The sequence below is a fragment of the Rhodococcus sp. 7Tela_A2 genome, assembly GCF_049311045.1.
In the GTDB taxonomy this organism is placed as follows: Bacteria; Actinomycetota; Actinomycetes; order Mycobacteriales; family Mycobacteriaceae; genus Rhodococcus.
The window spans coordinates 1-13704 of record NZ_JAXION010000030.1 but is presented as its reverse complement, the minus strand read 5'-3'; the positions used below and the strand labels follow the sequence as shown (position 1 = coordinate 13704).

General features: G+C 67.5%; 11 protein-coding genes. 5 read left to right on the top strand and 6 right to left on the bottom strand.

Annotated features, from left to right (window positions below):
• Positions 1–80: 80 nt before the first annotated feature.
• From TVH25_RS08090 to TVH25_RS08070, 5 genes are read left to right on the top strand one after another with little or no spacing between them, the layout of a single operon-like run.
• Positions 81–1817, top strand: coding sequence for an alpha/beta hydrolase (locus TVH25_RS08090; protein ID WP_422423786.1), 1737 nt, complete (start codon positions 81–83; stop codon positions 1815–1817).
• Positions 1814–3211, top strand: coding sequence for an O-antigen ligase domain-containing protein (locus TVH25_RS08085; protein ID WP_422423785.1), 1398 nt, complete (start codon positions 1814–1816; stop codon positions 3209–3211). The genes TVH25_RS08090 and TVH25_RS08085 overlap by 4 nt, the downstream gene beginning before the upstream one ends.
• Complete coding sequence (locus TVH25_RS08080; protein WP_240954836.1) at positions 3157–4176, top strand: glycosyltransferase family 4 protein; 1020 nt, start codon at positions 3157–3159, stop codon at positions 4174–4176. Before TVH25_RS08085 ends, TVH25_RS08080 begins: the two co-directional genes overlap by 55 nt.
• Positions 4177–4188: 12 nt before the next feature.
• Entirely contained in the window at positions 4189–5880 is a 1692-nt protein-coding gene (locus TVH25_RS08075) for an oligosaccharide flippase family protein (protein ID WP_422423783.1), read from the top strand.
• Positions 5881–5912: 32 nt separating this feature from the next.
• Positions 5913–6998 carry a cellulase family glycosylhydrolase gene (locus tag TVH25_RS08070; protein WP_422423782.1) on the top strand — a complete coding sequence of 362 codons (1086 nt, stop codon included), beginning with the start codon at positions 5913–5915 and terminating at the stop codon, positions 6996–6998.
• Here the strand turns inward: TVH25_RS08070 and TVH25_RS08065 are convergent, their stop codons facing one another.
• The 6 genes from TVH25_RS08065 to TVH25_RS08040 all read right to left on the bottom strand — a co-directional run bounded on the left by TVH25_RS08065 (position 6999) and on the right by TVH25_RS08040 (position 13558).
• Entirely contained in the window at positions 6999–8081 is a 1083-nt protein-coding gene (locus TVH25_RS08065) for a GNAT family N-acetyltransferase (protein ID WP_422423781.1), read from the bottom strand.
• 212 nt (positions 8082–8293) lie between these two features.
• Entirely contained in the window at positions 8294–9511 is a 1218-nt protein-coding gene (locus TVH25_RS08060) for a MalY/PatB family protein (protein ID WP_422423780.1), read from the bottom strand.
• The gene (locus tag TVH25_RS08055; RefSeq protein WP_422423778.1) at positions 9508–9972 is read right to left on the bottom strand and encodes a DinB family protein; all 465 of its coding nucleotides are present in this window, start codon (positions 9970–9972) and stop codon (positions 9508–9510) included. Before TVH25_RS08055 ends, TVH25_RS08060 begins: the two co-directional genes overlap by 4 nt.
• A gap of 74 nt (positions 9973–10046) precedes the next feature.
• Positions 10047–10700 carry a phosphate signaling complex PhoU family protein gene (locus tag TVH25_RS08050; protein ID WP_169618883.1) on the bottom strand — a complete coding sequence of 218 codons (654 nt, stop codon included), beginning with the start codon at positions 10698–10700 and terminating at the stop codon, positions 10047–10049.
• Positions 10701–11044: 344 nt separating this feature from the next.
• Complete coding sequence (locus tag TVH25_RS08045; protein ID WP_422423777.1) at positions 11045–12718, bottom strand: hypothetical protein; 1674 nt, start codon at positions 12716–12718, stop codon at positions 11045–11047.
• Positions 12719–12814: 96 nt separating this feature from the next.
• Complete coding sequence (locus TVH25_RS08040; protein WP_422423776.1) at positions 12815–13558, bottom strand: N-acetyltransferase; 744 nt, start codon at positions 13556–13558, stop codon at positions 12815–12817.
• Between the last annotated feature and the right edge of the window lie 146 nt (positions 13559–13704).

Genomic DNA, 13704 nt, shown 5'->3' with positions numbered 1-13704 from the left:
AGCAACAACCCGATTCAAGAGGTGGCGCGTGGTGCGCCGTCCGCCGCCTTGGGTCACCCGCATGATCTGGAGGTTCGAACGTGGGCGTGCAGCACTCGTCGTGGTTCGGGCCCGCCGACGCACCACTCCTCGCGCACATTCACGTTCCCGACGACGGCCGGTCCCGCGGCGCCGTGGTGCTCTGTCCACCGCTGGGCAAGGAACACCTCGACACCTACCGCGGCATGAAAGCACTCGCCGAGCAGCTCGCGGACCGCGGCCTGACGTCGGTGCGGTTCGACTATTCCGGTGCCGGTGACTCGTCGGGCGACCAGGATTCCCCTGACGCGGTAGCGGCCTGGCAGCGCAGCGTCGTTGCGGCGACCGCACTCGCGCGCGCATGCGGAGCAGCGCACATCACCGTGGTCGGTCTGCGCGCCGGAGCACTTCTCGCGGCCACCGCGCTTCCCGGCTGCGGACCGGTCGACGCCGTGGTGCTGTGGGATCCCATCCTTTCCGGCCGCAGCGCCCTGCGCGAACAACGCGCCCTGTACCGGGTAACCCAGGGGACCGACGATCCGGCCGATCCCCGCATCTCGATCATCGGCGGGGCCCTCTCCCCCGACGCCGCGCACGCGCTGAGCACGCTGCGCATCGACGCGAGTGTGTTCACCGGCATCAGGACCATGCTCGCGACGCGCCCCGCGGCGCGCGACACCCCGGCACTGTCCGCGCTCGCCGACGCGCTGGTGTGCGACGAACTGCCCCTCGTCGACCACGAGGCGTTCACCGCCCCCGCAGCTCTGTACGCCGACATCCCGTTCGGCGGTATCCGGGAGATCGCCGACTGGATCGCCGGAGGGTCGCCCACCGACACCCACGAGGTGGTGCTGTCGCTCCGGCATCGCGCGGCGGTGGCCACCACGACCGACGGATCTCCCGTCTACGAATCGGTGGAATCGCTCGGACCCAATGCGCTGTTCGCGGTGCGGACCCATGCGGTCGAATCGACGGGCAGCGACGATCATCGACCCACCGTGCTGTTCTTCGGGACCGCCTACGAGCACCGCATCGGCCCGGGCCGCATCTGGGTGGAACTTGCCCGAAGCCTGGCCGCGCACGGAGTCTCGTCTGTTCGTTTCGATCGCACCGGCGTCGGAGACACCGGCATGGTGAAACATGACCAGCAGGTGGCGTTGTATTCGGAGGTGTCCGACCGCGATGCGCTCGACGCCGCCGGTGCGCTGAATATCGATCCGAAAGACCTGATCGCGACGGGACTGTGCTCGGGCGGGTGGTACTCCTCGTACATCGCACTTCGAGGGCACGCGCACACTGTCGTTCTGGTCAACATGATCTTGTGGTCGACACGGGTAAGAAAATCACTGCGCACTCAGCTCCGCCCGCCCGTACCTGCTGCGCCCGGTGGCGGTGAGAAACGACCGACGGTCGGCTCGGTATCGCTGCGCGCTCGGATCAAGCCGCTAGCGCGGAAACACTTGCCCTACCCAGCCTGGCTGTGGCTGGGCCGACTCGGCCTGACCCAGGTCCCCGAGGTGATCCTCGAAGCGCTGCGTCGGGCAGGTGTCGACGTCACCGTCGTGCTCTCGGCACAAGACCACCAGTGGTTTCGTGATCAACGGGGCGGGGAGGGTCTGCGACGACTGAGACGCCGAGGGTTCACCGGCCAGATCTTGGCGGGGGAGCTCGGCGATCACAGCGGTTGTCACCGTGACGGACGTGAGTTCATCCGCACCGAGGTCACCGCAGCGGTTCTTAATTCATTCGGCCGGACGATAGCGGCACACGAGCCCCACCCCTGTCCGGACGTGTCATGACGACTGTGCTCGTCCTCCTATTGCCCGCTGCAGCCGCCCTCGCCGTCGTTCTCTATCAGCGGCCGCAACGTGGGCTCCTTCTCGTCGCGGCCCTGACTCCGCTGCACGGATTGCTCGCGATCGTGCCCGGCGGTTCTGCATTGTCTCCGTGGAAAGAGGGAGTTCTGCTGTTGACGCTTGCGGCAACCTTCGTCAGCCCATATCGCAGACGTAGTCCCACTCCGTCCTTCCCGTGGTGGCCGGCAGTGGCGGCATGGGTGGTCCTGGGTGTCGTGTCGGCGATACTTGTGTCGGGACCAGGGGCCGTTACCCCGCTGAAGATCACCTTCTTCTACCTCATCATTCCCGTGATCCTGTGGCGCGCACCGTTCGACGGCCGCGACCGCGATACCTTCGTCACAATCCTGATGGGCATGGGTGTGTTCACCTCGGTCGTCGGATTGGCCCAGCAAGCGATCGGCGGTGAGCGTCTCGCCGCACTCGGGTACCAGTGGGACGACCAGATCCGCACCACAGGCGGGATCCTCCGTAGCTTCAGCACCTTCACGACCCCGTTCGCATTCGGGTTGTTCGTGATGATCAGCCTCGTCGTCGGCGGCGCGATCGCACTCGCCGATCCCACCCGGCTCCGCAACCGGTTGTTTCTCTGCGCGACACCGATCATGCTGCTGGGCATGGGCGTGACGATCGTTCGTGCCAGTTATATCGGTCTTGCGGTCGCACTGCTGTGGCTCGCTGTCCACCGCCACCGCGCGCTGCTGCTGGGATTCGGTGCCGCCGCCCTCGCCGCGCCGATCGCTCTCCTCGTCGTACCGGGCTCGTTGCTTGCTCCGCTCTTGTCGTCGTCGAGCCTCGGTGAACGCGGCGACGGGTGGTCGGAGACCCTTGCCTCGCTGTGGGTGCATCCGTTCGGTCAGGGACTGGGCGCAACCGGTTCCGCCGCCGCCAAGGCCGCTTCCGAAACCAACCCCATGCTCTCGGAAATGTCGTTGCAGGCTGCGGTGACCTTCGGATTCATGCCGTACCAACCCGACAACTACTACATCAAACTCGCCGTCGAACTCGGACCGATCGGAGTGTGGTTGTTCGTCCTCGTTCTGGTCTGCGCCGCCGTGTCGACCCTTCGCGCCTCGCGGATCATGCGCGGCCAGGACGCCGCGCTCGCGCTCGGTGTGAGTGCGTCGGTGGTGGCGGTGGCGGTCGCGTCCACCGTGTCGACCTATCTGGAGATCTTCCCGCTCGACGTCTACTTCTGGTTACTCTTAGGAATCGTGGGATGTGCGCTCACACAGCACCGTTCGCAGCTTCATCGACCGGATACCGAATCGGGTTCGGAGCCATGGCGCTCCGCCCTGCCGGCAGCGGAGTCCAGACCTACGCCCGTGAACTGCTGAGGGCGCTGCCCGCGCTTCTCCCCGGGACCGAGTTGTGCGCGACAGTTCAGCGCGACGCGGTGGCAGAGTTGCCACCACAGGTCTCTGCCTCGCGGCGCCCCGTGGCACGCGGTGTGCGCCGCGCCGTGTGGAACGCGGTGCCCCTCCCCTCCACAGACCTGTTCCACAGCCTCGACGTCGATCTCCCTCTCGGTCAGCGCAGCCTGACGGTGTCGACGTTTCACGATCTGGCCGTCTTCGACGCACCGTGGGCGTTCAGCCGGTTCCGGGCGACAGGGGAACGCCGGTTGCTGCGCGACGCGATGCGCCGGGCCGATGTCCTCGTGGCCGTCTCCGAGTTCACCGCCGAACGCATCCACGCGTTGTCGGGCCGCGATGCCGTTGTCACCCCGCTGGCGCCGGCCCCGTGGGCCACGCCCCCGTCGCCCGGCCAGGTTGCCGAGGTGCGCGCCCGCTACGGACTGCCCGACCGCTTCGTACTGCAGGTCGGCACCGTCGAACCGCGCAAGTCCGTCGCGCTGGTGGCCGAAGCGTGCCGGAACCTCGACGTGCCGTTCGTCCTCGCGGGCGCCGGTTCGACCGGACGCGACGCACCGTCCGGGGCCCACGGACTCGGTTATGTCGCCACCGCGGACCTGCCTGCCCTCTACGCTGCCGCGAGTGTCGTCGCATACGCCTCGCGCTACGAGGGCTTCGGTCTCCCACCCCTCGAAGCGATGGCGTGCGGCGGTGCTGTCGTCTCGAGTGCCGTCGGCGCATTGCCGGATTTCGCCGACGACGGGGCACTGCTCGTCACCGAACACACCGTGCCGGCATGGACGGCGGCGTTGCGCGCCACTCTCCTCGACCTCGACACCGCCCAGGCACTGAGGCGACGCGCCCCGGAGGTCGCCTCGACCCTCACGTGGACTCGGACGGCGGAACTCACCGTCGGCGCCTACCGCACCGCCGGCCTCCGACTGTGAAGGTGACTCCCGGTGGGTAGGCATTCACGTCCGGACGACGTGGACGACGACGAGAGCACCCACATTCCCGCCGACCTCGCTCCCTCGGGTCGCCACGCGAAGATCTGGGATTCCCCGTCACTGTCGGGCTACGCGCATCCCTCGATGACCAACACGGGGCAACTGCACATCGACCTCGTCGCCGAAACCGTCCTGATGGAACGGATCGTCGCCAAGGTCCACGAAGACCGCGACGGCACCCTGCACGAACCGCGACAGCCGCAACTGGACGGACGCGCGGCGCGGCGCAATACCGTGGCGATGCTCGGGAGCCGTCTGGCCATCGCGTCGATGGGCTGGGCCGGATCGATGATTTTGGCACGGGTGCTCGCCCCCGACGACTTCGGCAAGTTCTCGTTCGTGTTCGGTTTGCTCGGAGTGCTGTCGGTGGTCACGGATCTGGGCGTGGGCCGCGTCGTGCTCGCCAAACTCGTCGAATGCAATCCGTGGGAGGTCTCCTACGTCACGACGGCGTTCATCGCGCTGCGCGGGGTGCTCGGCATCCTCGGCTACGCCCTCGCGGTGGGATACGTGGTGCTGCTGGGCTATTCGTCGGACGTGGTGTGGGCGACGGTCGTGGCAGGGCTGGTCGTGGTGGTCGCGACCCCCAGCAACGCCTTGTCGGTGATGTACCAGAGCCGTCTGCGTATGGCGTCGGTGGCCGCGGCCGAAACACTCGGCCAGCTCGCGCAATTGGTCTGCACCATTGCGGCCGTCCTGTGGCATCCGGTCCTGCTGGTGGTCGTCGCACCCGCGGTGATCAACGAAGTCGTCGCGGCCGCACTCAAGATTCGTGGCGTCCGCGCCGGTAAAGCCGGACCGCTACCGGCCGCGCGTGCCCAGTTGTGGCGCTGGCGCGAAATGTTGATCGAGGCGGTGCCGCTGACGATCGGTTTCGCGCTGCTCACCGTCCTGTCGAAAGTCGACGTGCTGATGCTCGGCCGGATGGACACCTTCGACTCCGTCGGCCTCTACACCGTGGGGTACAAATTCGCCGACCTGTTGTCGATGGTCGCCTCCACGGTCGTCGGTCCCGTCACCACGCTGCTCGTCGCGACGTGGCCGGCGCAGAGCGAGCAGTTCCGGCAGCGGACGCGTGAAGCGGCGATGCTGCTCGCAGTCCTCGGAGCAGCGGCGACCGCCGCATTCTGGCCGACCGCGGACGGTGTGCTGGCGCTGCTCTACGGAGAGCGATTCGCCGAAGGTGCCGATGCCTCCCGAATGCTCGTGGCCGGCAGCGCACTGTCGATGCTCACCGAACTGGGCCTGATGGTTCTCGTCGCGACCGGCCGGCACCGCGTCTACCCCTGGGTCGCGTTCGCCGCACTCGTCGCGAACGTCGCCACGAACCTGGTGCTGATCCCCCGGATGTCGTTCGAGGGCGCAGCCCTCGCGACGGTCCTCACCGAGGCGGTGATGGTGGTGGCGATCTGGGTCGTGGTCGCCCGGACGGTTGCGGTCCGGCGGCTGTTCCCGTTCGCCCAGGCGTCGGCCATCGCCATGCTGGGTGTAGCAGTGACCGTATGGGCGTCGCTGCTCGCCGAGCAGTTCGACGTGCCGTGGCCGATCACCGCCGTCGTTGCTCCCCTGTGTGTGTTCGCAGGTGTTCATTTCCTTCCCATCACCGGTGGGCTGGGACTCGTCGGGCTCGTGAAGTCGCGGTGAGTCCGCGCCGGGCACAGCAGTACGGAGAAACAGTGAGACGGAGAACGGTGCTACGGAGACGCCTGCTGAGCGCGGTGGCGGTGCTGGTCGTGCTCGGTACAGGCGCGTGCGGAAGCACCGAGCCCGCCGGGTGCCGCACCGATCTGTCGGCCGACAGCCTCGGTGTGGCCACGGGTTCGGGGCTCGACACTCTCGGGGATGCGGATCTCGACCGGTACTTCGGCGCCGCCGCGGACAGCGGTGCGGCGTGGGTCCGGTTCGACTTCGACTGGTCGATTCTCGAGCCGAGCCGGGGAGAATTCGACTGGTCCGGAACCGACCGGGTCGTCGATGCGGCCCGCGCGCACGGACTGCAGATCCTCGGATTGCTCACCCACACCCCGGAGTGGGCACGCGCCGGTGACGCAGACGATACGCACGGCCGGCCCGCCGATCCGGACGAGTTCGGGCGGTTCGGCGCGGATGTCGCGCAGCGGTACCGGGACCGGGTCTCCCACTGGGAGATCTGGAACGAGCCGAACCTCGCGGTGTTCTTCGGACCGCAGCCGGACCCGGTGGCGTATGCGGCCCTACTGGAGTCCGCCTCGAGTCGTATCCGTGCGGCGGTGCCCGGCGCCGTGGTCGTGAGCGGCGGATTGTCCCCGGCGACCGACACCGGGACGGATATCGCTCCGACGACCTTCCTCTCGGAACTCTACGAACTGGGTGTGGCGGAGAGTTTCGATGTGGTGGGCATGCATCCGTACAGCTACCCCGCCTTGCCCTCCGACGCCTCGACCGAGAGCTGGAACTCCTTCTACCGGATGCGCGACATGCGCGACATCATGATCGGGCACGGTGACGACGGAAAGCCGATATGGGCAACCGAATTCGGATCTCCTACCGGAACCGGCACCGATGCGGTGGATGCGGAGCGGCAGGCAGAGATACTGCGCGACGGCATCACCGAGCAGCGGCGCCTCGGTTTCGTGGACAAGCTGTTCGTGTACAGCCTCGTCGATCGTGGCACCGACGAATCCGATCGCGAACAGAATTTCGGTGTCGTCGACCATGCCCTAGCGCCCAAACCCGCCTGGCACGTGATGCGCACGGCGGCAACGACACCCGGATGCCTCTGATCAGACGGATTCACCTGCGGGCCGGAGCGCGTCACGTGCGGCGCGGCGCACCGGCCGCACCCAGTCGCTGCCGTGCTCGGCGAGCTGGAGCATCCATCGGGCGTGGCGGCGGCGGACGGGTGTGGCAACGACGGTTCCGACCCGGTATTCGCCGTTCGCCCAATGCGATTTGAATTCCGAGGTGCCCAGCATGAAATCGAATCGGGAGATGCCGAGGTCGTCGTGGTGGTCGGCGAGCCATCGTTGCAACAGCTGACCGGGTTGGTACCGGCGCACATCGGGATGGAAGCGGGACATCCACATCTCCGCCACGTCGCCGGTGCGGAACATGATTTCGTGTGCGCACCATCGCGTTCCGACGACCAAGCCCACCACGAGCAGAGTTCCCGCCCGCGCTTCGGCCTCGAGCAGAGGTTTGGTGAACGCCGCGAACGGTGGTCCGCAGAAGTTGTCGCGGTCGGTGTGCTCGTCGGCTGCCGCTGCGACGGCGACGACGTCCTCCCAACGTCGCTCGAGGTGTTCCGGATCGCGGATCACCTCCACTCGCGCGGGTGTACCGGCACCCTCGAGTGCTCGTTCGGCACGGCGCAGTGTCTTGAGAGTACGACTGCCGCGGAGCGTCGTCGCACCGGCGCCTCTCGGCAGATCGATGGTGAGGCATCGATCGTCCACCTCGACGCCGACGTCCCACAGCGGCGACGTGCGTAGCACTTCCACCAGGGGATCCGCTACGTCGATGTGGGTGAGTTGCAACGACATCCCGGTTGCGGCGATCCCGTCCACCAACTCGGCGAGAGCATCACCGTCGGCTGCGACGAACGTGCCGATCGTGCCGAGGCCGTGCCCCGGAAAGCGGAGGGTCTGTACGCCGAGTCGATTGCGCCGGTGGAGCGGGGCCACCGCCACGAGCCGGCCACCGCGGCGTGCCGTACCCACTGCCAGTCGTCCCCGCCCGAGGTTCCGGTGCCAGTTCAGCGCGTACGACGGTCGCGCGGCGACACGTGTGCCCACGTGCCGCGCGAGGTCGGACCATTCCGGGACGAGGGCGTCGACTGCACTACCCTCGACGATGTCGAAGCTCATTGTCCGGGGCGGCGTCCGCGCTCCGGGTCGGACCGCCGGTGCTCTGTGTGCCGGCCTCGCATGTACCCAGCTCCTTCTCGGGAAAGTACCGCGACGCCCGGCCGCGAGGGACGCGACGTCTCTCGCTCCCCGAGAACGATCGTAGGCGGAGGGTGCACCGTTACGTCGTCCGCATCGAGCTACCTCCCGGCGCTCGGCCGGAGCTGGCGCGTCTACCGGACTCGGGGCGCCGCGAACGGCGCCGCGGGTACATCGGCTCCGCTGCCGAGCGCGGAGATGACGCCCTCGAGGATCATGTCGAGAAGCTCGGCCGATGTCGCGAAGTTGATGCGCACATTGTTGCGGCATCCGCTGCCGAACCGCAACCCGCCCTCGACGAGGATTCTGCCGCGCTCCCGCACCCGTTCGACCGGATCATCGAATCCGAGCGGACCGACGTCGATCCAGGTGAGATACGTTCCCTCCGGAAGGTGGTGCCGCGCAGCGGGGATTCTTTCTCGAAGCACGGCGTCGACGTGCCTGCGATTCCGTTCCAGGACCTGCATGAGGTCGCGCTGCCATGCGTCACCGTGCCGCCACGCGGCGAGCGTGGCGATCACTCCGGGCACGGACACCGCGCCGTACAGGTCGAACGGTTCGGCGTCACGCCGTCTCAGTAGCCGTTCCGATCCGTAATGCACCACCGCGCACCGTAACCCGGCGAGATTGAAAGACTTTCCCGCGGATGTGATCGTGACAGTGCGTCTCGCCGCGTCCGGGCCGAGCGATGCGAACGGGATGTGCACGTGGGGCTCGAAGACTATTTCGGCGTGGATTTCGTCGCTGACAACCAGCAGGTCGAACCGTTCGGCGATGTCTGCGATCTGCTCGAGCTCCGCGCGGGTGTGAACACGGCCGGTGGGATTGTGCGGGTTGACGAGCACCAGTACGCGGGGGCGGTGGCGCGCAACCCGCTGCTCGAGGGCTTCCATGTCCAGCACCCACCCGTCGCCCCGATCGACGAAGGGGAAATCGAGCTGCTGCAGGCCCATCCGGCGAATGGAGGCGAGAAACGGCGGATAGTTCGGGGTCTGAACGACGACCGAGTCACCGCGCCGCGTGCTCAGGTGGAGGATCAGTTGCAGGGCCTGGATCAAGTCCGTTTGCTCGCGGACCGAGCCCGGGTCCGGTTCCCATCCGTACCGGTCGCGCATCCGTGCCGCGAATTCTTCACGCAGCGGAGTGCCGTGCACCCAATTCGGGTAGCCGAGGTCGGTCTCGATCTGTTCGTGGAGCGCACTGCGGATGACCGGTGCAACGGGGAAGTCCATGTCGGCGACCCACGCGGGCAACAACCCTTCGTCGACGGCTCGAGCCCACTTCGCCCCCGCGCGAGCCGACAACTCGGCGATGTCCAGGTCGTCGAATCCTGGGAAAGAAATCCTGCTCATCGGGCCTCCTCGGATGTGGAGAGCAGCAGATCGCGCGTGATCTCGATCTGACCGTGATGCTGCGCAAGCTCTTCGAGGACGTGGAGCAGGACCCCGTCGACCGACACCACGTCACCCCGGTACTTCTCCGGTACAGCATGCGCCAGCCGGGCGGCCGGGTCCACCGCAGCGAGATCCTCGGCCAGCCGGGTGCGCTGCTCGGCGACCATCCGCGCCAACTCCGCGACGGTGCCCGATGCGCCGAACTCCGACTCGCGGTCGCGGTTGCTCTCACGGCCGAGGACGATGTGGCCCACCCAGAACTCGACGAGCGCGCAGCAGTGATAGGTGATCGCCCACACCGAGTTGGCGCCCGGCAGCGGCGGTACCGTGTTCGCGCCGGCGTCGCCGAGCTTCGTCGACGCGGACAGCATCCCGTCGAAAGCACGATCGACGAAGTAGAGGTACTCGTCGGTTTTCATCGCCCTACCGCCGTTCATCCTCATGTTCGAGTGAGCTGAGAATGACACGGTTCGGGGAAATCCGCGCGACGAACTCAGGCGACTTCCGCAGGTCTTTCGCCGGTGACGAAGAAGATGAGCCGATCGGCCACGTCGGCGGCCTGGTCTCCGAACCGCCCGTAGAAGCGCGCGACGAGAACGGTGTCCACGGCCGTCGGAACGTCACCGTCCCAGTTCTTGCCTTCGACGGTGGCGAGGATCCGCGAGTGCACCGCGTCCAACTCGCGCTGGAGCGCACGGACACTCTGAATCGCCTCGAGGTCGAGATGAGTGAACACATCGCGCAGCACGGCTGCGATCCGGGCTGCGACGTCAGCCATCACAGCGAGGTCGTCGTGCAGGGCACCTCGCACGAGCAGGTCCGGGAAGCGACGGCGTGCAACGCGCGCGATGTGGAGCGTGAGTTGCCCCATCCGGCTCAGATCACCGCTGATTCTGACTGCGGAGAACACGAGTCGGAGGTCCGCGGCGACAGGCCCCTGCAAGGCGAGGATCTTCATGGCCCGATGGGCGCAGTCCGTGGTCAGCTCGTCGAGGCGGGCGTCGAGGTCGAGCGTGCTCTGCGCCGCCAGCAGGTCACCGCGGAACAGCGCCTCGGTCGCCGACGAGAGGCCCTCCGCGGCCACGGCGCCGAGTTCCCCGAGCCGTTCGAGCAGTTCGTTCAGTTCGCCCTTGAACACTTCCCTCATGCAGCACTCCTCTCGGTAGCGTGCGGAAGTCCCATTCTGCTGCGGTGGGTGCCACCACAAACTGAATGCCCGTCCCCCCACGTTCTACACAGGCTGATGATTCACTTCTTTGCGCTCGGTGTCACTCCGGGTATCGGCAGGCGAGAGATCGTCCATGCGCGCAAGGTGGGCTTTGATCCATTCTGTACTTCCCGGTGTCGCGACGTGCTCATGCGTTGTACCGGCGATGCGGGTAGTCAAGGCAGTCCTTCGAGGTAGTGCCGACATGCTCGGCTCGCAGGCCACCCACACCCCCGGAGTGACCGCCATCACTATATAGCGAGACCGCGAGGATACAACTCGGCCTAGCCCGAAGCTCGGGGTGTGGAGTCCGGTGCGGGAGCCGAATCGCTGGACGGCGGCCGATTTCCCTGGTCGTCTCGGTTCCGGACGATCTCCTGGGCGTACTCGCGGTTGACCGACTCGCTCACCGGAGCATATGTCTCCTCCGCATGCGGCGGGTGCCCCTGCGGCGTGTCGACCTGCCCCTCCCCGCTCCGGTAGCGGGGATGAGGGGTGTTTTCCTGGGGCTCGAAGAGCGACTTCGAGAGCGCCGCGATGGGCCGGGTCGGCGGTGCCGGATCGACGAACGGAACGGGCCCGGACGACGGGTCGCGGGCGGGCACAGGCACAGGCACAGGGGCCGGCATGGGAGGCCGGCGCTGCGGATCCACGGGCGCTTGCGAGCGCGGGTGCGGTCGGTGCGGGTGCGGCGGCGGGTACGGGCCCGGTTGCGGGGAGACGGCGACACTGCTCGGCTCGGGCGTCGTCGGGGTAGCCACCGGCTTATCCTTCTCGGGTGCCGGCGGCTTGTCGACGGACAAGACGACGAGCCGGGTGGGGACATCGATCTCGGCCAGCGCACGAAGACTGTTCTCCACTACAGCCCGGTCTTCGCTACCCGTAGTGACGACGATCAGGGCAAGCCCGACCTTCTCCTGACGCAGTTGCTTCCACCATTGCTCCGTCATACCGCACCGGATGATGCGTTCGGCGGCGTCGTCGCCGAAGATGTCCGGGTCCGCCTCCACCCCGGAACCATTCAGAACGAGAATCGCTTCGCCGAGCGACGCGCGCTGCTGCAGCATCACCACCGTGTCGAGCGGCAGGCGAGGGATGCCGGAGGTATCGACCTGCAGGGCCGTGCGATACCGGCGGGAAGTCCGCCGCGCCCATGCCGGCGTGACGGTCCTGCCGAACCGGCCGTTGAGCGCGACCAGCAGTTCTGCGACCACGATCAGCGTGAACAGGAATGCGACGGCAGCTTCTGCCACTGGTTTAGGGGACACCTTCGTGCCGCTGCTGGCGGGTGACGCCAGCACCTGGAGATGTTCGGCACCCGCCCCCGCACGGACAGCACGTATCTGCTCCAGCCGGGAATCGAGTTCGGCCTGCAGGAGCGGGTCCGGGCTGCCGTCCGTGGTGTCGTCGGTACCGGCCGCGAGTTCGGCACGGAGACCCGCGACGATTCCGTCGAGATCCGCGATGCGCGATTCGAGTGCGGTGCGGTTCCGGGTGCTCTGGGCCTGGTCGAGCGCAGCAACGACCACCTGCGCGAGCCGGTCCGCTTCCTCCTGCGACCCGTCGCGTGCCGTGACCGTGAGCAGTGTCGGCGACGTTCCGTAGTCCACCGAGACGTTTTCGGACAACGCAGCCGGATCCTCACCGACCTCCGCCGCGATGGCGGCGACCACGCGGGAATCCTCCGACAGCGCGACGTAGGGAGCGATCAGCTGCCCGAGCGACGCGTCGGATCCGGAAACTGCATCGGTGCTGCGAATCTCCACCACGACCGTGGACTCGTAGACGCCCGGCCCGCTGTCGCGGACGAAGAACACCGCGAGTGCCACCACCGCCGCTGCGACGACCGCCGGAAGCGCGACGCGCGCCAGTTCGCGAGCGTGCCCGAGGAGATCGACGGCCGGAGGGACGCCGAGTTCACGACGCAACTCGGCGTCGCGGATGTTTCCTTCAAGCACGTCGCGGACCCTTTCGCGGAACTGCCGTATGGGGGGAAATGTCGCTTTTAGGTCGCGAAAATCCGGCCGAACGTTACCTCACTCCGGAGCGCGCGGCTACAGGCCGAGCAGCCAGCGAGGGCGCGACCACATCTGCCAGTTCTCGACCACCTGCGCACCGGCCGAGACATACAGCGGGGTCACCTGCGGGCTGGTGAGACCGCACATCGGCACCGGACCACGCAGTGCGAACGTGCGGGCTGCCGCCGCATCCACGAGACGCCGCGCGTAGCCACGACGCTGCCGTCCCTTCCTCGTCCCCAGCGACCACACGGTTTCGATCTCGCCGCCGTCCGAAATCAGTGTGCAGGACTGTAAGCGAGCGTCGTCGAAGATGCCCGTCGCCGTCAGGCCGGGTGCTCCCGGAACGGTGTCGGCGTACGCAATCGCCGCGGTGCCCGGCGACACCCCGAACGCACCCGCAGCCAGGTCGCGCGCGTCGGACATGTCCTCACGCCCCAGGACCCGCAACGCGTCGTCCTCGGGTGCGAGGACCGGAACGAACACCGTCAGGTCGAGAGCCCCCGCGCACACCCAGCCGCGGTCGGCGAGCACCTGTGCGGCGGCGAGGCCTCGTCCGGCGAGCAACACGATGGCCGGAAAGCGGGCTGCGGTCACGATGTCGTATACGTGTTGCGCATGCGCGGTGACGTCGCCGTTGTGGACGAGCGCGAGGTTGTAGTCGGGATCCGGTGCTCCGGTGATCCCGGCCCACCATCCGTCACCGTCCAGGTACGACCCCGCAGCGGTGAGCGGCCGCATACTGCGTCCGTAGGCGCGGCGCAGGACGTCGAGCGTCACGGTGGTACCTGAGATGGAGCCGGGTGTCACTCGTGATCCTCCTGCTTCTCGGCACATCCGAGTTCGACCGGTACGAGATGAAGTTATCGTCCACTACCTCGCACACGCATCGGGGGGGCCCCCCCGCGGGGGGGGGCGCGGGGGGG

Bases quoted from the DNA above. Each gene is read 5' to 3' on its own strand.
- TVH25_RS08085 (WP_422423785.1), top strand. From the start codon at position 1,814: ATGACGACTGTGCTCGTCCTCCTATTGCCCGCTGCAGCCGCCCTCGCC.
- TVH25_RS08080 (WP_240954836.1), top strand. From the start codon at position 3,157: ATGGCGCTCCGCCCTGCCGGCAGCGGAGTCCAGACCTACGCCCGTGAA.
- TVH25_RS08065 (WP_422423781.1), bottom strand. From the start codon at position 8,081: ATGAGCTTCGACATCGTCGAGGGTAGTGCAGTCGACGCCCTCGTCCCG.
- TVH25_RS08060 (WP_422423780.1), bottom strand. From the start codon at position 9,511: ATGAGCAGGATTTCTTTCCCAGGATTCGACGACCTGGACATCGCCGAG.
- TVH25_RS08055 (WP_422423778.1), bottom strand. From the start codon at position 9,972: ATGAAAACCGACGAGTACCTCTACTTCGTCGATCGTGCTTTCGACGGG.
- TVH25_RS08050 (WP_169618883.1), bottom strand. From the start codon at position 10,700: ATGAGGGAAGTGTTCAAGGGCGAACTGAACGAACTGCTCGAACGGCTC.